Raw genomic sequence first — 17,693 nt, 5'->3', positions numbered from 1 at the left:
CGGCGCTGACTGACGAGCAGGAGGAGCACTCATGGTAGGTCAATCGTCAGCAACACAATATAGGACGGTGGTAGGCCGGCGTGTAGGAGCTGTCCGGGGGACGGTAGCTGGCGGTGGCCATTGTTGACAGACTCTTGCTTACTACGCGCCCTCCAGCGCGCCTTGCAAATCGCCGAATTCGTAGGGCTTGCGCAGGAAGACGGCGGGGAAGCCCAGGCTGTCGAGCGAATCCAGACCGTAGCCGCTGGCGAGGACGACGCGGGTGGCCGGGCTGCGCCGCAGCACCTGGCGCGCCAGGCTGATGCCGGACATGCCGGGCAGGCTGACATCGGTGAACAGCACGTCGATCTCGCGCTCGGCCAACGAGGCCCAGGCCGCCTCGCCGTCGGCGGCTTCGCTGACCGTGTGACCCAGCTGGGCGAGCACCTCGCAGACCATCTGGCGGGCGTCGGCGTTGTCCTCGACCACCAGCACGTTCAGCGGGCGCCGCTCGGGCCCGGCGGGCGCGCCGGCGGCGGATGTCGGCGCCGCCGATGCGGCGGGCGCCACCCTGGACGGCCGTTCCGCCGACAACGCGGCGGACGCCGGGCGCACCTGCGCCTCCCCATCCCCATCCGCGTCCAGTTCCGCTTCCAACTCCGCTACCGCCGCCGACTCCAGTTGCGGCCTGGCGCGGCGCTCGGCCAACATCTGCCCCACCTTGCGCGCCAGGTCCTCGCGCCGGTAGGGTTTGCTCAACAACTCCAAACCGGCGTCGAGCCGGCCGCCGTGCACGATGCCACCCTGCGGATAGCCGGAGGTGAACAGCACGGCGATGTCGGGCAGCACGCTGCGCGCCAGCTGCGCCAACTCGGGGCTGCGCAGCGCGCCCGGCATGACCACGTCGGTGAACAGCAGCTCGACGCGGGCGCCGGCCTGCAACAGGCGCCAGGCCTGGTCGCCGCTGCTGGCCTGCAACACGCGGTAGCCCAGCTCGACCAGCATGTCGACCACGGTGGCGCGCACGCCGGCGTCGTCCTCGACCACCAGCACCGTCTCGCTGCCGCCGAGCACCGGGTCGACCGGCGCCGCCGCCTCGTACCGCAGCAGTTGCTCCGAGCGCGGCAGGTAAATGCGCACGCGGCTGCCGCGACCGGCGCGGCTGTCGAGTTTGATGTGGCCCCGGCTCTGCTTGACAAAACCGTAGGCCATCGACAAGCCCAGGCCGCTGCCCTCGCCCAGCGGCTTGGTGGTGAAGAAGGGTTCGAAGGCGCGCCGCATCACCTCGGCCGACATGCCGCAGCCGGTGTCGCTGACGGTCAGGCGAACATACTGGCCGACCGGCAACTCTGGCAACTGGCCGACGAAGGAGGCGTCCAGCTCGACGTTGGCCAGGCCGATGCGCAGCCGGCCGTTGCCGGCCATGGCGTCGCGCGCGTTGATGGCCAGGTTGAGGATCACGCTCTCCATCTGGCCCGGGTCGACCAGCGTGTTCCACAGGCCGTCGGCCAGGCGCCACTCCAGCCCGATCGCCTCGCCCAGCGCGCGGTGCAGCAAGCCCTCCATGTCGACGGCCAGATGGCCCAGATCGACCACCTGCGGCCGCAGCGGCTGGCGGCGGGCGAAGGCCAGCAACTGCGACGACAGCTTGGCGCCGCGCTCGACGGCGGCGATGGCCGTCTCCAACCGCTGCGTCGAGCGCGGGTCGGCGCCGTCCTGATGCAGCAGTTGCAGGTTGCCGTAAATGATCTGCAACACATTGTTGAAATCGTGCGCCACGCCGCCGGTCAACTGGCCCACCGCCTCCATCTTCTGCGCCTGGCGCAGCAGCTCCTCGGCCTTGTTGCGCTCGGCCACCTCGCGCGCCACGCGCAGCTCCAACGTTCCGCTCAGCTCGCGCCAAGCCTGCTCGATGCGGCGCCGCTCGCTGATGTCGGTCTTGACGGCGATCAAGGCCAGCGGCCGGCCCTGCTCGTCGTCGAGCCGGCTGACGCTGCTCGAAATCCACACCCACGACTGGTCCGGCCGGCGGTAGCGCTTCTCCAGCGTGAACGGCTCGCCCTGCTCGACCAGGCGGGCCAGCAACACGCGGTTGCCGGCGCGGTCGTCGGCATGGATCAGGTCGTCCATGTTCAGGCCCAGCAACTGCTCGGCGCCGCGCCCCAGCATGCGGCACAGCGCCTCGTTGACGCGGCGGTAGTTGCCGCCCAGGTCGAGCTCGGCCATGCCCACCGAGGCCTGGCCGAAGATCGCCGCCAGCCGGTCCTCGCTGGCGCGCAACGCCTGCTCCATCTGCTTGCGCTCGGTCACGTCGAAGCAGACGCCGACATAGCGCAGGCTGCCCGGCGTGGCGCCGGGCAGCACCTCGCCCTGCCGCGCCAGCCAGCGCAGCTGGCCGTCGTCGGCCCGGCGCACGCGGTACTCGGCGTACTCAAGCGGGTTGTCGACACGCTCGAGCTTGTGCTGGCCAAGCTGCGCGCGGTCGCGCTCGTCGACCATGCCGAGCAGCAGTTCGGTGTTCACCTCCTGCTCGTCGGCCAGGCCCCACAGCCGGCGGTAAGTGGCCGACACCAGCAGCTTGCCGCTGTCGGGGAACCACTCGAAGCTGCCGACGCCGCCGGCCTGCTGGGCCATGCGCAGCCGCTCGTCGGCGGCGCGGCGGCGCAGTTCGACCTCGCCGGGCATGGCCGGCGCGGCCGCGCGCACCGCCGCCTCCGGCCCGGCGGGGGGTGGCGGCGCGGCGGCCAGGGGTACGTTGGGAGGAGCTGTCACAAATCGGTCTTCGCTACGGTCGCACATGGAAAACGGCCGCCGTCGCCAGCGGGCCGGGGCGAGCCGACGGACGCGCCCGCGCGCCCGTCGACCGGTGCAACTATGCTACCAGCTTTTATGCTTTCGACAGCGCATGGTTGACGCCGCCGCGCAACGAATCCGCCTCAGGCGTTCAAACCTTTCATCCCCTCCTCGCTGTAGCGTTCGCCGGCGGCCATGCCGACCGGCAGCGCCGCCGCGATGCGGGCCAGTTCGGCGCCGCTCAGCGTGACCGCCAGCGCGCCCAGGTTGTCCCGCAGATAGGCGACGCGCTTGGTGCCGGGGATCGGCACGATGGCCGGCCGGCCGGCGCCACCCTGCGCCAGCAGCCAGGCCAGCGCCAGCTGGGCCGCCGTGCAACCCTTCTCGGCGGCGATGGCGCGCACGATGTCGACGATGCGCTGGTTGCGCTTCATGTTGTCGCCGGCGAAGCGCGGGTTGAAGCTGCGCGCGTCGCTGGCGTCGTGCAGGGAGGCGTCGGCCACCTTGCCGGTCAGGAAGCCACGGCCCAGCGGGCTGTAGGCGCAGAACGCCGCGCCGACCTCGGCGCAGGCCTGCAGCACGCCCAGCTCGGGGTCGCGGGTCCACAGCGAGTACTCGCTCTGCACCGCCGCGATCGGGTGGACGGCGGCCGCCGCGCGCAGCGTTTCCGGCGACACCTCGCACAGGCCGATGGCGCCGATCTTGCCTTCGCGCACCAGCTCGGCCAGCGCGCCGACCGACTCCTCCAGCGGCGTCTGCGCCAGGTTCAGCCGGTGCATATAGTAGAGGTCGATGTGTTCGACGCCGAGGCGCTTGAGCGAAGCCTCGCAGGCGCGGCGGATGTAGGCCGGGCTGTTGTCGACCTCGCGCGCGTAGCGGCCCGGCTCGCGCACCAGGCCGAACTTGGTGGCGATCTTCAACCGGCCGCGCTTGCCCTGGACAAAGCGGCCGATCAGTTGCTCGTTGTGGCCGGAGCCGTACATGTCGGCCGTGTCGTACAAGGTGACGCCCAGCTCGAAGGCGGCCTCCAGCGTGGCGAGCGACTGGCTGTCGTCCGTGGCGCCGTAGAACTCGGACATGCCCATGCAACCCAGGCCCAGCGCCGAGACACTGAGCGGACCGATGTTACGGCTCGGCAGGACGGCCAGCCTGGCGGCGCCGGCGCTGTTGGTGTTGTCGTTGGTGTTGTCGTTGGTGATGTTGTTGCTGGTGGTGGTGGTGGTGGTGGTGGTGGTGGTGTCGGTGCTGGCAACGGCTGCCGCGTGTTGTGCTGCGTTCATGTTTGGCTCCTCGGGTTTGGCAAAACGAAGCCCAGTGTAGGGAACCGCGCAACGTTGTGGAATGAGCAAAATCGTGATACCTTTTTGGTATGAGGAAACCAGCATGAAAAAACTCGACACCCGGGCCCTGGAAATATTCGTCGCCGTCGCCCACTGCCTGAATTTCCGCCAGGCCGCCGAGCAACTGCACATGACGCAACCGCCGCTGAGCCGCGCCGTGGCCCAGCTGGAGCGCCGCCTCGCCGTCAAGCTGTTCGAGCGCGACACCCAACATGTCGCGCTGACGCCGGCCGCCGTCCAGCTGCTGCCGCTGGCGCGGCAAATCCTCGGCCTGCTCGACGCCGCCGAACAGGCGCTGCGCGGCGACGGCGCGGCGCCGCCGGCCCGCCTGCGCCTGGGCCTGACCGTCTCGGTCGACTCCGACCTGTTCCGTGGCTTCACCACCGCGCTGGGCGAGGCGCTCGGCGCCGCCCCGCTGGAACTCTCCGTCGCCCCGTCGCCCAAGCTGGTGGCCGGGTTGCGCGCGCGCCGCCTGGACGCCATCATCATCGCCCTGCCGACCCGGCTGTTCGGCTTGGAAGTGCTGCCGCTCAAGCCGCAGCCGATGCTCGCCGCGCTGCCCAGCGGCCATCCGCTGGCGCGGCGCCGCACGCTGAGCCTGGACGACCTGCGCGACCAGGCCGTCTACTGGTTCGAGCGGGCGCGCCAGCCGGCCTTCTTCGACCACTGCGACCTGGTGTTCCAACGCCACGCCTTCGCCCCGGCCTTCGTGCGCGAACCGCACGACCACCACGTGCTGCTCAGCGACATCGCCGCCGGCAAGGGCATCGCCCTGCTGCCGCACTCCTTCGCCGCCCTGCGCCGCAGCGGCGTGGCCTACCGCAAACTGGCCGAAGGCGACGAGCTGGCCATCGGCCTGGGCCTGGTGGTGGCGCCGGGCCACCCGCAGCGCGCCCTGCTCGACGGCCTGGCCGCGCGCATCCTCGGCTGAGTCGGCCGGGTCGGCGCGGACGGGCGGCGCGCGCGGCGCCGCCAGAACGGCTACCATAGCGGCTTGACCAATCCGCGAGCACCGCCACCATGACCTTCAGCCACAACGACACCGCCTACCGCAGCGACAGCGCCGCCGCCAAACAAGCCATGTTCGACGACCTGCGGCCACAGCTGCAGGGCCTGGTCGCCGGCGAAACCGACCGTATCGCCAACAGCGCCAACTTCAGTTCGCTGGTGTTCAACAGCATGCCCGGCCTGAACTGGGCCGGTTTCTACTTCCTGCAGGGTGACGAGCTGGTGCTCGGCCCCTTCCAGGGCAAGCCCGCCTGCATCCGCATCAAGCGCGGCCGTGGCGTCTGCGGCAGCACCGTCGACAAGGGCGAAGCCATCGTCGTCGACGACGTGCACGCCTTCCCCGGCCACATCGCCTGCGACGTCAACTCGCGCTCCGAGCTGGTGGTGCCGCTGCGCGCCGGCGGCGTCATCATCGGCGTGTTCGACCTCGACAGCCCGCTGCCCGGCCGCTTCAACGCCGACGACCTGGCCGGCATCGAGTCGCTGGTGCGCATCCTCGAAGCCACCTTCTGACCGCGCCATCAGCGGGGCGCGCCAACCCCAACGGCAAAATCCAGGGTCGGACCCGACGGGTCCGACCCTAGCCCTCCGCCCTTGGGTGGGTTTCTTGCCGCTCCCGCCGACCCGGCCTCAGGCGCTGAACTCGGCGACGAAGTCGTAGGCGTCGCCACGGAAATAGCTGCGGCAAAACTCGACGGCGCGACCGTCGCGCAAGAAGCCCAGGCGCTCGATGGCCAGGCCGGCGTCGCGCTCCTGCGCCTGCAACAGCCGCGCCTGTTCGGCGTTGAGCAGCAGCGCCGACAAGCGCTGCAAGGCCCGCACCGGACGGTGGCCGGCCTTCTGCAAGGCCTCGTACATCGACTTGTCGACCGCCTCCAGCGACGGCAGGCAGGACGCCACCACCGTGGCGTACTCGACACACATCGGCTGCTCGTCGGCGTAGCGGATGCGGTGGAAACGGTACACCGGCTCGCCCGGACTGAGCCGCAACCGCAGCGCCTCCTCCGGCGTCACCGTGCCCTCGCTGCGGTTGAGCCACACGCTGCGCGGCACCCGCCCGCGCGCCCGCATGTCCTCCGAAAACGAACTGAGCTTGGCGAAATTCTTCTCGATGCGCTTCTGGTTGACGAAGTTGCCCGAGCCCGGCCGGCGCTGCAGCAGGCCTTCGGCCACCAGGCCGTCGAGCGCCTTGCGCACCGTCAACCGCGACACCGCCAGCTCGCTGGCCAGCTTGCGTTCCGGCGGCAGCGCGTCCTCCGGCTTGAGCAGTCGCTGCTCGATCGCCTCGCGCAGTGCGCGCTGCAATTGCTGGTAGAGCGGCTGGCTGCTGCTCTCGCGCACCAGTTGCATGATGGTCGCCAATGAAATCATCTCGGGTCCGAAAAATGAAGTAATACCAAATAAAATAAATTAATACCAAACAAATACCGAACACTTGCCTGCCCGGCAAAATTCGATGCCATTTTTACACCAACTTTGCGAATGGTAAGTCAAAATGTCCACAGTGAAGGGAAATTTCTGTACAAAAAATGCAACGTTCCGAAATTTTATTCAAGTGGTAGCACTTTGGTATCTAAAAATGCAGTATATTGGCGTTGAACTGGTTTTGTTGTTGGTTTAGTAAGCGCGAATCTTGACCTTGTCGCCCCGCGGCCGGAACGCGAAAGATTCATTTGAAAATGGACAGGCTCCCCGAGGAGCCACTGGAGATAGAGTAATGACGTACCAATTGAAAGCAGCAAGCAGCCCGGCGCACGGCGTCCGCAACGGTCTGACCCCGATCGCCATCGCCGTCGGCCTGATGATCCTCGGTAGCGCCGCGACGGCCCAGGCACAGCAGGCGGCCCCGGCCGAGCCGACCGCCGTGGTCACCGTGGCCGGCGTGCGCGCCGCGCTGGAGCAATCGCTGAAACAAAAACGCAACGCCGACTCCGTGGTCGAGGTGGTCACCGCCGAAGACATCGGCAAGATGCCGGACAAGAACGTCGCCGACTCGATCCAACGCCTGCCCGGCGTCAACATCCAATCCTCGGCCGGTGGCGAAGGCGGCTTCGGCGAGAACGACCGCGTCAGCCTGCGCGGCACCAGCCCCAGCTTGCAACAAACCACCTTCAACGGCCACAGCATCAGCACCGGCGACTGGTTCGTGCTGAACCAATACGGCGGCAGCGTCGGCCGCAGCAGCAGCTTCTCGCTGCTGCCGTCCGAACTGGTCGGCTCGATCGTCGTGCACAAGAGCCAGACCGCCGACCTGATCGAAGGCGGCGTGTCCGGCTCGATCGACGTGATCACCCGCCGTCCACTCGATTTCAAAAAGAACCTGACCCTCGAAGCGTCGATCCAGGGCGCCTACAACGACCTGGCCGGCAAGACCGAGCCGCAGTTCTCGGGCCTGTTCAACTGGAAAAACGACAGCAAGACCCTGGGCGTGCTGGTCCAAGGATTCTCGGAGAAAACCCGCGTGCGCCGCGACGGCCAGGAGATCCTCGGCTACTCGACCATCTCGGCCACCAGCGCCGCCGCCAAGGCCATCCCGGCACTGGCCGGCCTGCGCATCCCGACCTTCATCGGCGCCACCCTGTTCGAACAGGTCAAGAAACGCGAAGGCGGCGCCTTCGACGTCGAACTGCGTCCGAGCAAGGAGCTGACCCTGGACCTGAACGGTTTCTACTCGAAACTGAAGGCCGGCAACCTGAACACCAACTGGCTGGCGGCACCGAACAACTCGATCACCGGCGGCCAGATCCCGACCGCCTACACCATCGCCAACGGCACGCTGACCTCGGCCAGCTTCGCCAAGAACGTGGGCGAGGTCGACAACGCCTACCGTCCGAACGCCGGCGGCGAGTCGTACTATTACGACTTCAACTTCAAGTACCGCGCCACGCCTGACTTCACCGTCACCGGCAAGGCCGGCGCCACCCACGGCGTCGGCTACGACCGCGACGACGTGTTCTACCAGAACGGCGTGGACGGCGCCATGAGCTACGGCCTGAACGGCCTGAGCCCGGCGAATATGTCCTTCCCGGGCGGCAGCACCAACAAACCGGGCCCGACCGCCTGGGCCGGCGGCGGCGAATCGCAATCCGTCGACAAGGAACAATACGCCCAGGTCGACGGCGAATGGCGCCTGAGCAACGGCCTGCTCGACTCGATCAAATTCGGCGCCCGCGCCACCGACCACAAACGCCGCGCCGAACACCCGTACGAGACCAAACCGGGTCCGCTCGGCTTCAAGAACCCAGGTCCGGTATGGAGCGGTCAGCAGTATCCTAGCGACTTCGCCAACAACCTGGGCGGCAACCTGTCGAGCAACTACTTCAAATACGACGGCGCGGCGATCGGCGCCTGGGCCGCCGTGCCCGGCAACCGCGTTCCCAACGACGGCAGCCGCCACAACTGGGCCGACGAATTCTCCATGCAAGAGAAGACCACGGCCGTCTACGGTATGGCCAATCTGGTCAGCGAAGGCTGGAGCGGCAACATCGGTCTGCGCGCGGTGCGCACCAAACAGACCACCGTGGTCAACCTGAGCGGCGGCACCAACCCGATCAAAGGTTCCGATTTCGGTCCCTACACGCCAACCACCTACGAGCGCAGCTACAACGACGTGCTGCCTAGCGCCAACATCAAGTTCGATGTGCGCGACGACCTGGTGGTGCGCGGCGCCATCGCCCGCGCCATGTCGCGGCCCGACTACAGCGCGCTGGGCGGTTCGGTCTCGCTGAACGACGACGCGCTGAGCGCCACCGGCGGCAACGTCAAGCTCGACCCGATCCGCTCGAACAACGCCGAAGTCAGCGCCGAGTGGTACTTCGCGCCGAAGTCGTCGGTTTCGGTCGGCGTGTTCTACATGGACTTGAAGTCGGTCGTCGCCCAAGGCACCACCACCGGCACCTACTTCAACAACAAGCTGAGCCAGCAGACCACCTACCAGATCACCTCGCCGTTCAACACCAGCGGCAAGAACAAGGGTGCCGAGCTGAGCTACCAACAGCCGCTGTTCGACCGCTTCGGTGTGCTGGCCAACTACACCTACGCCGACGGCAAGCTGAGCGACGGCAGCGAACTGATCAACTCGTCGAAGAGCACCTACAACCTGACCGGCTTCTATGAGGACGACAAGTTCAGCGCCCGCGTCGCCTACAACTACCGCTCGGTCTACAAGGCCGGCGTCGATCGCGGCGCCAGCCAGCACGTGGCCGGTAGCGGCAACCTGGCCGCCTCGTTGAACTACAAGATCAACGAGCAGCTGAGCATCAACTTCGACGCCTTGAATCTGACCAACACGACGATCAAGATGTACGCCGAGAACAAGGACCAGCCACGCGCCTTCTACTCGAACGGCCGCAGCTTCTACCTCGGTCTGCGCGGCAAGCTGTAAGCAGCAAATCCGGGCCGCCGCCAGCGCGGCGGTCCACACCTAGCATCATGTGCCAAGTTTGCAGGTCCCTCGCGGGGCCTGTTTTTTTTTGCCCGCTGCGAACGTGGGGCCGCCGCCGCCACCGGTCTATGGCCGCCGTTCAAGCGCCTCGGCGCCGCAGGCCGCCGCGCGGGCCAGCAGCAGTTCGCGCTCGCGCAGGTTGCGCGTCAGCGCCGCCGCGCACTCGAACTCGGCGCGCGCCTCGGCGTGGCGGCCCAGCTTGGCGAGGAAGTCGCCGCGCACGCTGGGCAGCAGGTGGTAGTTGCGCAGCGCGGCAACGTCGCGCAACTGGTCGGCCAGCGCCAGCCCGGCGGCTGGACCGAAAGCCATCGACAGGGCCACCGCGCGGTTCAGCTCGACCACCGGCGACGGCGCCAGCTGGGCCAGCGCGTCGTACAGCGCGGCGATGCGGCCCCAGTCGGTGTCGTCGGCGCGGCGGGCGCGGGCGTGGCAGGCGGCGATGGCGGCCTGCACGCCATACGGCCCCAGTCCCCGGCCGAGCCGCTCGGCGCGCGCCAACGCGGCCAGGCCGCGACGGATCAACAGCTGGTCCCAGCGCGCCCTGTCCTGCTCCAACAACAGGATCGGCGCGCCGTCCGCGCCGACCCGCGCGCGGGCGCGCGAGGACTGGATCTCCATCAGCGCCACCAGGCCGTGCACCTCCGCCTCGTCGGGCGCCAGCTCGGCCAGCACGCGGCCCAGCCGCAGCGCCTCCTCGCACAGCGCCGGGCGCATCCACTCGGCGCCGGCGCTGGCCGAGTAGCCCTCGTTGTAGATCAGATAGAGCACCTGCAGCACCGAGGCCAGGCGCTCGCCCAGCTCGGCCGCGCGCGGCACCTCGAACGGCACCCTGGCCTCCGCCAAGGTGCGCTTGGCGCGCACGATGCGCTGCGCCACCGTGGCCTCGGGCACCAGGAAGGCGCGGGCGATCTCATCGGTGCTCAGGCCGCCCAGCAGGCGCAGGGTCAGCGCCACCCTGCCCTCGGTCGGCAGCACCGGATGACAGGCGGCGAACACCAGGCGCAGCAGGTCGTCGCCGATGTCCTGTTCCAGCGCCGCCTCGACCGCCGCGTCCAGGTCGGGCGCGGCGGCCCGCAACTGGCCCTCGACCTCGTAGACCAGCTCGCCCTCCTTGTCTTGGTGCAGCTTGCGCTGGCGCAGCAAGTCGAGGGCGCGGTTCTTCGCCACCGTCATCAGCCAGGCGGCCGGCTTGTCCGGCAGGCCCGCCGCCGGCCAGCGCTCGAGGGCGCTGACCAGCGCGTCCTGCGCCAGCTCCTCGGCTTGGCCGACGTCGCGCAACATGCGCGCCAAGGCGCCGATGATGCGGCCCGATTCCATGCGCCAGACCGCCTCGACCACGCGGGCGACGGCCGCCGCAGTGGGCGCTTCGGCCGCATCGTCCGCCGCAATCGACGGTTCGACCGTCGCAGTGGACGCTTCGACCGCGTCGTCCGAGGGCGCCGCCAAGCCTAGCGCCCCGCGCCGCCGAGGCCGGCGTGCATGCCGCTCTCGAGCTGCTGGGCGCGCATGCGCTGCTCGGCCTCGCGCAGCGCCGGCGTGAAGGCCGCCGCCGCCGCCGGGTCGACCACCTCGCGGAGCTCCAGGGTCAGATCGCCCGGCTGCGGATACGGATAGGCCATCGCCAGCGCGGCGGCCTGTTCGCACGACACGGCCTGCAACAGCCAGTAGCCGGCGATCAATTCCTTGACCTCGGTGAACGGTCCGTCGACCACGCTGACGCGGCCGCCGCCGAAGCGCACGCGGGCGCCCTGCGCCGTGCTCTTCAGTCCCTCGCCGGCCAACAGCACGCCGTCGCGCACGCCGGCCTCGTTGGCGCGGTTCATGCTGTCGATCACCGCCGGCGGCGGCGCCAGGTCGCTTTCCGAGGCGGCGTCCGAGCGCAGCAGCACGGCGTAGCGCTTGAGCGCCGGGTTCGCTCGCGGCAGGGTGCCGGCCGGCGTGCCGCGCTGCGGATCGAAGCCGACGCAGCCGCCGGGACAACCGGCCGCGCGGATCTCGAACTCGGCCGCCTCGTCGGCCAACGGCCAGCGCCGCAGTTGCTCGGCGGCGGCGGCGCAGGAATCGGCCTCGAGCATGACGAAACCGGCGATCAGCTCGTCGGCCGGAAACGGCCCCGGCTGCTGTTGCCATGCGCCGTCGACGCGGCGCAGGCGCAGCCCCCCGGCGCTGGGCGCCAGGCTGGCGCCCAGCTCCAGCGCCGCCACCGGCAGGCCGGCCTCGCTGCGCCGGTCGGACCGGCGCAAGATCATGAATTGCATGGCGCGCCCCCGGCTCAGTTGGCGGCGCCGGCCTGGGCCAGCTGCTTGGCCTGGGCGAACACGCGCTGCTCCTGCTCGCGCAGCTCGGGCGTCATCAGCTCGCCGAAATCGTCCATCTCGAACACCTGGCGGATTTCGATTTCGCTGTCGCAATCGAAGGGGTTCGGGCAGCGCCGCATCCACTCGATGGCCTCCTGCTTGGACTTGGTCTGGATCAGCCAGAAGCCGGCGATCAGCTCCTTGGTCTCGACGAAGGGGCCGTCGACGACGACCCGCTTGTCGCCCTCGAAGCGGATGCGCGCGCCCTTCGAGCTCGGGTGCAGGCCCTCGCCGGCCAGCAGCACGCCGGCCTTGACCAGCTCCTCGTTGAACTGGCCCATCTCGGTGAGCAAGCGCTCACTCGGCATGACGCCCGCCTCGGAATCGGCGGTGGCCTTAACGATAATCATGAAACGCATGGCAGTCTCCTGGAAGTGATGACGGTTTATTGGCAAGCGCTCTGCTCTTTCATCGCCTGCTGCATCTCTTCCGGCGTGACGTCCTTGACGTGCGAAGCCAGCGACCATTGGTGGCCGCAGGGGTCGGTAACGATACCGTAGCGGTCGCCCCAAAACATGTCGGCCAACGGCATCTTGACGACGGCGCCGGCATCGACGGCGCGGGCGAAGGCGGCGTCGACATCCTTGACGTACAGGTGGATGGTGACCGGCGTGCCCTTCAGCGAGTTGGGCGCCAGGCTGCCCCAGTGGGGGAACTCGTCGGCCAGCATGAAGGCCGAGTCGCCGATGCGCATGATCGCGTGCATGATCTTGCCGTCCTCGCCGGGCAGGCGACCGCCCTCCTCGGCGCCGAAGGCCTTCTTGTAGAACTCGATGGCCTTGGCCGCGTTGTCGCACACCAGGTGCGGGGTGATCGTGTGCATGCCTTCTGGGATGGGGTTTACTTTTGCAGTCATGACTAGCTCCATAGTGTGGGTTGGAAAGAGCAGCGAAGGCCGGCAACAGCGCGCCGGAAAATCTCTACTCTACCTCCACGACGAAGCGGCACGGCTCAAATCGACAAAAAATTTAAAAAGTTTAAACATATTTTTTTGCTATCGACACCGGCCCCGGCAGCCGCCCGACTTTCCCGCCCTCACTAACGCCGGCGCGGCCCCTGGCGCGCCACTTTTTGGTTGCGCAACAGACACAGCATGTCGGCCGCCAGATGGGCCGCCGCCAGCGCCGTGATCTCGCTTTGGTCGAACGGCGGCGCCACCTCGACCACATCCATGCCGACCAGGTTCAGCGGTCCCAGTCCGCGCACCAGCGCCAGCGCCTGCGCCGACGTCAGGCCGCCGGCCACCGGCGTGCCGGTGCCGGGCGCGTGGGCCGGGTCGAGGCAGTCGATGTCGAAGGTCAGGTAGGCCGGCCGCTGGCCGACGATGGCCAGGATGCGCGCCAGCGCCGCCGCCGTGCCGTGCTCGTGCACCCATGGCGCGTCGATCACGTTGAAGCCCATGAAGTCCTGGTTCCAGGTGCGAATGCCGACCTGCACCGAGGTGGCCGGATCGACCAGGCCCTCCTTGACGGCCTTGTAGAACATCGTGCCGTGGTTCAAGGAGGCCGGGTTGTCGTCCGGCCAGGTGTCGCAATGGGCGTCGAAGTGGACCAGCGACAGCGGCTTGCCGTATTTTCCCGCGTGCGCCTGCAGCAGCGGATAGGTGATGAAATGGTCGCCGCCCAGGGTCAGCATCTTGGCGCCGCTGGCCAGGATGGTGCGGGCGTGGGCGACAATCGCCGGCGCGATGCTCAGGGGATTGTGGGCGTCGAACCAGCAGTCGCCGTAGTCGACCACGGCCAGCTCGTCGAAGGGATCGAAGCCCCAGGGAAAGGCCATCAGCTCGGACAACTGCACGCTGGCGGCGCGCACCGCCGCCGGCCCCAGCCGGGCGCCGGAGCGGAAGGTGGTGGCCAGGTCCAGCGGCACGCCGGTGACGGCCACGTCGACGCCGGTCAGGTCGCGGCTGTAGTTGCGGCGCATGAAGCTGAGCACGCCCGCGTAGGTGTTCTCGACGCCACTGCCATATAAGGAAGCGCGGCGTACCGCGCCGTCGCCCTGGATCTGCTCGCTCATTTTTTCTCCCGTCATGCATGCTGGTCATACCGGCACGTAGTGCGCCGGCCCTGATCCGCATCATGCAAGGGATGCGCCCCCATGTAAAATGATCGATATTGCTCAACTCATTAGGTTTTTTCATATCTCATGGATAAACGCCTGCCTCCGCTGCAAAGCCTGCTGGCCTTCGAAGCGAGCGCCCGGCTGGGCAGCTTCTCGCGCGCGGCGGCCGAGCTGGCGCTGACCCAGTCGGCCATCAGCCACCAGATCCAGAACCTGGAGGGTTGGGTCGGCCAGGCCCTGTTCAGCCGCCACGGCCGCGGCGTCAAGCTGACCTCGGCCGGCGCGCTGTTCGCCGGCACCGTCGGCGACGCCTTGCAGACGCTGCGCGAGGGCCGCGCCCGCATCGAACCCTACCGCAATCCCGATTCGGTGTTGCTCGCTTGCGGCGCCGACTTCGCCGCCGGCTGGCTGACGCCGCGCCTGGCCGGGTTGCGCGCGCGCCATCCGGCGCTGGAGGTGTGGCTGATCACCCAGGACGAGCTGAGCGAGATCGACCGCATCGACGTCGACCTGATCGTCTCGACGCGGCAACTGCACAGCGAGCAGATGCAGTCCGTGCCCTTGCTGGACGACCGCGCGCTGGCCGTCTGCGGACCGGACACGGCGCGCCGCCTGGCCGGCCTGGCCTTGCCCGAGGTGCTGCTGGCGGCGCCGCTGCTGATCGACGAGCACGATCCCGACTGGGCGCCGTGGCTGCCGGCGCTGGCGCTGCCGAGCACGCGCGCGCTGACCATCGACGACGCCCGCCTGCGCCTGGCCGCCGCGCAGGACGAGCTGGGCATCGCCATGCTGTCGCGCCTGAGCGTGGACGGCGCGCTCAAACGCGGCCGCCTGTGCGCGCTGGCGCAGGTGCCGACGGTGGCGCTGCCGCCGCTGTGGCTGACCCAATCGAAACTGACGCCGCGCACGCCGGCCGTGCAGCTGGCCTACGACTGGCTGCGCGCGGCGGCGGCCGAGTTCGAGGTCGAGTTCAAATAGCCCTGCAATCCTTCCACCAGCGCGGCGAAGGTGACGGCGCAGCGCGGACTGTCGCGCAGATCCTCGTGCATGGCCACCCAGGTATCGAGCTCGATATTGAAGTCGTCGGCCAACACGCGCCGCAATGACGGCTCGCGCGCCGCCAGCGCCACCTGACACACGCCGATGCCGTAGCCGGCGCGCAGCATCGACAACTGGGCCAGATCGCTGTCGCTGCGGAAGCTGAACTTGTCGCGCGCGACGGCCGGGAAGCGCTCGCGCAGCCGGCGGATGAATTCGTTCTCCTGGTCGTAGCCGATCAGACTGTGACCGGCCAGATCGTCCAGCGTGACCGGCGTGCCGTGTTGCCCCAGATAGTCGCGGTGGGCGAAGAAACCCAGCGCCACCGGACCGACGCGGCGCGCCACCAGCGCGTCCTGCGTCGGCCGCACCATGCGCACGGCGATGTCGGCCTCGCGCAGCAACAGATCGTCGACCCGGTTCGACAGCAGCAGCTCGATGGTCAACTCCGGCCAAGTCGCCCGCAGCCGCGCCAGGATGGGCGGCAACACCTCCACCCCGACCACCTCGCTGGCACTGATGCGCACCGTGCCGCGCACGCCGTCGCCCTGGCTGCTGGCCACCCGCCGCAGGGCCGCGGCGCTGGCCGCCAGCGCCGCCGCATACGGACGCAGCTGCAACGCCGCCTCGGTCGGCGCGTAACCGTCGTGCGAGCGGGTGAACAGCTTCAGGCCCAGCGCCTGCTCCAGCCCCTCGATGTGCCGGCCGACCGTCGGCTGCGTCATGCCGAGGGCGCGGGCGGCGGCCGACAGCGAGCCGGCCTCCAGCACGCCCAGTAGCGATCGATACCACTCCCAGTTCGCCTCCATCGCCGCCACCCTATTCAAAAATGTATAGCCACCATTCTAATCTAAGCAATTTTGTTTTGATCGATGGACGCGCAGAATGTATTCACCGACCCAGCCCACTCAAGGAGACGCAAATGAACACCAACGCCCCATCGCCAGCCGACACGAACACCGCCCTGGCCAACGCCACCACCAGCGCCGCCACCAGCCGGCATCTGGCGCCGAACCCGGCGAATGGCCCGGCCCGGCAGGCGGACCGCACCGCGCTGGTGCTCGGCGCCACCGGCGGCATCGGCGGCGCCGTCGCCCGGCGCCTGCTGGCCGCCGGCTGGCACGTCAAGGCGCTGCACCGCGCCCCGGCCGACCGCGCGCCGCTGGGACAGAATTTCAGCTGGATCGCCGGCGACGCCATGAACCGCGACGACGTGCTGCGCGCCGCCGACGGCGTCAGCCTGCTCGTCCACGCCGTCAACCCGCCCGGCTACCGCAACTGGGGCCAGCTGGTGCTGCCGATGATCGACAACAGCATCGCCGCCGCCCGCCGCAGCGGCGCCCGCATCGTGCTGCCCGGCACCGTCTACAACTACGGCCCCGACGCCTTCCCCGACATCGCCGTCGACGCCGCCCAGCACCCGCGCACGCGCAAGGGCGCCATCCGCGTCGAGCTGGAGCGCCGGCTGGAACTGGCCGCCGCCGACGGCGTGCGCAGCCTGATCGTGCGCGCCGGCGACTTCTTCGGTCCCGGCGCCGCCAACAACTGGTTCTCGCAGGGGCTGGTCAAGCCGGGCCAGCCGCTGCGCAGCGTCAGCAACCCGGGCCGCGCCGGCATCGGCCACCAGTGGGCCTATCTGCCCGACGTGGCCGAGACCATCTGCCGGCTGGCGGAGATGGAGGCGCGGCTGGACGACTTCGCCCGCTTCCATATGGACGGCCACTGGGATGCCGACGGCACGCAGATGGCGGCGACTGTCGCCCGCGTGGCCACTGCGGCCGGCGGCGGCAAGGTGGCCGTCAAGCCGCTGCCGTGGTGGTTGCTGAAGCTGGCCTCGCCGTTCGTGCCGACCTTGCGCGAGATGATGGAGATGCGCTACCTGTGGCGCCAGCCGGTGCGGCTGAACAACGCCCGCCTGCTGGCGGTGCTGGGCGCCGAGCCGCGCACGCCGCTGGAGCAGGCCGTGCGCGCCACGCTGCGCGGCCTGGACTGCCTGCCGTGCGACGGCGCGACGGCAATGGCGCAGCTGCAAGCCTGAACGCTGAGCTTCGACATCTTGACCCCATCGTTCACATGGTGAAATGCCAACTATGTTGAAATTCGTCGTCAGGGTGAAGACTATTATCTGTACCTCGATTAAAGTGGCCCCATCAGTCAAGACACTCTGCCAGTTAATTTTAGCTGTGCCCATTTCCACTTCATCAGCTGCCCGGCGCTGTCCCGTACTACTCTTTTCCTGCGGCGTCTCGCAGTCATCGCCGTACCTGTCGACGATCAACGCACCGCCGCCAACCCCATCGCAATGGACTTGATCCGGCGTCTGATACCTCAGCGACTAGTGCGGCCGCTGCGCGTTGTAGAACGCGAAATACTGTGCCAGGCCCGCCATCAATTCCGCCATGTTGGCGTAGCCCATCAGCTACACGTCTTCGTACTTCACGTTGCGCCACAAGCGCTCGACGAAGATATTGTCCAACGCACGCCCACGCCCATCCATGCTGATGGTGACGCCTTCGCGCTTGAGCACATCGGTGAAGGCCAAGCTGGTGAACTGCAAGCCTTGATAGTGTTGCTTGAACTAGCTGTCAAGACTCGTGTGGTTATACACGCGCTTAACAAATAATTCGGGCTTTTTCTTCTGCCATGCTTTGAGCGCTTGAATTGGTGATACGT

General features: G+C 68.5%; 14 protein-coding genes and 1 pseudogene. 5 read left to right on the top strand and 10 right to left on the bottom strand.

What is annotated here, in order from left to right; genetic code table 11:
* Window positions 1-141 precede the first annotated feature (141 nt).
* Window positions 142-2,751, bottom strand: a complete 2,610-nt coding sequence (locus H7U20_RS00075; RefSeq protein WP_370593035.1) for a hybrid sensor histidine kinase/response regulator — start codon at window positions 2,749-2,751, stop codon at window positions 142-144.
* 164 nt (window positions 2,752-2,915) lie between these two features.
* On the bottom strand, window positions 2,916-3,911 hold the full coding sequence (locus tag H7U20_RS00070; protein ID WP_255522407.1) for an aldo/keto reductase: 996 nt from the start codon (window positions 3,909-3,911) through the stop codon (window positions 2,916-2,918).
* Window positions 3,912-4,155: 244 nt separating this feature from the next.
* Here H7U20_RS00070 and H7U20_RS00065 point away from each other — a divergent pair, with 244 nt between their 5' ends.
* Both H7U20_RS00065 and H7U20_RS00060 read left to right on the top strand, forming a co-directional pair.
* Window positions 4,156-5,043: a LysR family transcriptional regulator gene (locus tag H7U20_RS00065; protein WP_199517549.1), complete on the top strand. Its 888-nt coding sequence runs from the start codon at window positions 4,156-4,158 to the stop codon at window positions 5,041-5,043.
* A gap of 89 nt (window positions 5,044-5,132) precedes the next feature.
* Window positions 5,133-5,633, top strand: coding sequence for a GAF domain-containing protein (locus H7U20_RS00060; protein ID WP_199517547.1), 501 nt, complete (start codon window positions 5,133-5,135; stop codon window positions 5,631-5,633).
* Between the two features lie 117 nt (window positions 5,634-5,750).
* Here H7U20_RS00060 and H7U20_RS00055 read toward each other — a convergent pair whose 3' ends face one another.
* Window positions 5,751-6,491: a GntR family transcriptional regulator gene (locus tag H7U20_RS00055; RefSeq protein WP_199517546.1), complete on the bottom strand. Its 741-nt coding sequence runs from the start codon at window positions 6,489-6,491 to the stop codon at window positions 5,751-5,753.
* A 346-nt stretch (window positions 6,492-6,837) separates the two neighbouring features.
* Between H7U20_RS00055 and H7U20_RS00050 the strand changes: the two genes are divergently transcribed.
* The gene (locus tag H7U20_RS00050; protein WP_199517544.1) at window positions 6,838-9,504 is read left to right on the top strand and encodes a TonB-dependent receptor; all 2,667 of its coding nucleotides are present in this window, start codon (window positions 6,838-6,840) and stop codon (window positions 9,502-9,504) included.
* A 126-nt stretch (window positions 9,505-9,630) separates the two neighbouring features.
* On the opposite strand, the gene H7U20_RS00045 is transcribed toward H7U20_RS00050, so the two are convergent.
* From H7U20_RS00045 to speB, 5 genes are all read right to left on the bottom strand, one after another.
* Complete coding sequence (locus H7U20_RS00045; RefSeq protein WP_199517588.1) at window positions 9,631-10,881, bottom strand: RNA polymerase sigma factor; 1,251 nt, start codon at window positions 10,879-10,881, stop codon at window positions 9,631-9,633.
* A 131-nt stretch (window positions 10,882-11,012) separates the two neighbouring features.
* The gene (locus H7U20_RS00040) at window positions 11,013-11,822 is read right to left on the bottom strand and encodes a YciI family protein (protein WP_199517542.1); all 810 of its coding nucleotides are present in this window, start codon (window positions 11,820-11,822) and stop codon (window positions 11,013-11,015) included.
* A 14-nt stretch (window positions 11,823-11,836) separates the two neighbouring features.
* A complete protein-coding gene (locus H7U20_RS00035; RefSeq protein WP_199517540.1) occupies window positions 11,837-12,280 on the bottom strand; it encodes a YciI family protein in 444 nt (147 codons plus the stop codon).
* A 26-nt stretch (window positions 12,281-12,306) separates the two neighbouring features.
* Window positions 12,307-12,777, bottom strand: coding sequence for a VOC family protein (locus H7U20_RS00030; protein ID WP_233410388.1), 471 nt, complete (start codon window positions 12,775-12,777; stop codon window positions 12,307-12,309).
* Between the two features lie 182 nt (window positions 12,778-12,959).
* Window positions 12,960-13,937 carry an agmatinase gene (speB, locus tag H7U20_RS00025; protein WP_199517538.1) on the bottom strand — a complete coding sequence of 326 codons (978 nt, stop codon included), beginning with the start codon at window positions 13,935-13,937 and terminating at the stop codon, window positions 12,960-12,962.
* A 129-nt stretch (window positions 13,938-14,066) separates the two neighbouring features.
* Here speB and H7U20_RS00020 point away from each other — a divergent pair, with 129 nt between their 5' ends.
* Entirely contained in the window at window positions 14,067-14,960 is an 894-nt protein-coding gene (locus H7U20_RS00020) for a LysR substrate-binding domain-containing protein (protein WP_199517536.1), read from the top strand.
* On the opposite strand, the gene H7U20_RS00015 is transcribed toward H7U20_RS00020, so the two are convergent.
* Window positions 14,909-15,829, bottom strand: a complete 921-nt coding sequence (locus tag H7U20_RS00015; protein ID WP_199517531.1) for a LysR family transcriptional regulator — start codon at window positions 15,827-15,829, stop codon at window positions 14,909-14,911. The genes H7U20_RS00020 and H7U20_RS00015 overlap by 52 nt on opposite strands.
* A 113-nt stretch (window positions 15,830-15,942) precedes the next feature.
* Here H7U20_RS00015 and H7U20_RS00010 point away from each other — a divergent pair, with 113 nt between their 5' ends.
* A complete protein-coding gene (locus H7U20_RS00010) occupies window positions 15,943-17,058 on the top strand; it encodes an NAD(P)H-binding protein (protein ID WP_199517529.1) in 1,116 nt (371 codons plus the stop codon).
* Between the two features lie 219 nt (window positions 17,059-17,277).
* On the opposite strand, the pseudogene H7U20_RS00005 reads toward H7U20_RS00010, so the two are convergent.
* A pseudogene (locus H7U20_RS00005) lies at window positions 17,278-17,583 on the bottom strand (integrase core domain-containing protein); the annotation flags it as partial.
* Between the last annotated feature and the right edge of the window lie 110 nt (window positions 17,584-17,693).

It is taken from the genome of Rugamonas violacea (assembly GCF_016461825.1).
Lineage (GTDB): Bacteria > Pseudomonadota > Gammaproteobacteria > Burkholderiales > Burkholderiaceae_D > Rugamonas.
This window is presented reverse-complemented; position numbering and strand designations above follow the sequence as displayed.

What these genes read in the sequence shown, in the direction of transcription:
- H7U20_RS00065 (WP_199517549.1), top strand. Translation starts at nt 4,156, where the DNA reads ATGAAAAAACTCGACACCCGGGCCCTGGAAATATTCGTCGCCGTCGCC.
- H7U20_RS00060 (WP_199517547.1), top strand. Translation starts at nt 5,133, where the DNA reads ATGACCTTCAGCCACAACGACACCGCCTACCGCAGCGACAGCGCCGCC.
- H7U20_RS00055 (WP_199517546.1), bottom strand. Translation starts at nt 6,491, where the DNA reads ATGATTTCATTGGCGACCATCATGCAACTGGTGCGCGAGAGCAGCAGC.
- H7U20_RS00050 (WP_199517544.1), top strand. Translation starts at nt 6,838, where the DNA reads ATGACGTACCAATTGAAAGCAGCAAGCAGCCCGGCGCACGGCGTCCGC.
- H7U20_RS00045 (WP_199517588.1), bottom strand. Translation starts at nt 10,881, where the DNA reads ATGGAATCGGGCCGCATCATCGGCGCCTTGGCGCGCATGTTGCGCGAC.
- H7U20_RS00040 (WP_199517542.1), bottom strand. Translation starts at nt 11,822, where the DNA reads ATGCAATTCATGATCTTGCGCCGGTCCGACCGGCGCAGCGAGGCCGGC.
- H7U20_RS00035 (WP_199517540.1), bottom strand. Translation starts at nt 12,280, where the DNA reads ATGCGTTTCATGATTATCGTTAAGGCCACCGCCGATTCCGAGGCGGGC.
- H7U20_RS00030 (WP_233410388.1), bottom strand. Translation starts at nt 12,777, where the DNA reads ATGACTGCAAAAGTAAACCCCATCCCAGAAGGCATGCACACGATCACC.
- speB (WP_199517538.1), bottom strand. Translation starts at nt 13,937, where the DNA reads ATGAGCGAGCAGATCCAGGGCGACGGCGCGGTACGCCGCGCTTCCTTA.
- H7U20_RS00020 (WP_199517536.1), top strand. Translation starts at nt 14,067, where the DNA reads ATGGATAAACGCCTGCCTCCGCTGCAAAGCCTGCTGGCCTTCGAAGCG.
- H7U20_RS00015 (WP_199517531.1), bottom strand. Translation starts at nt 15,829, where the DNA reads ATGGAGGCGAACTGGGAGTGGTATCGATCGCTACTGGGCGTGCTGGAG.
- H7U20_RS00010 (WP_199517529.1), top strand. Translation starts at nt 15,943, where the DNA reads ATGAACACCAACGCCCCATCGCCAGCCGACACGAACACCGCCCTGGCC.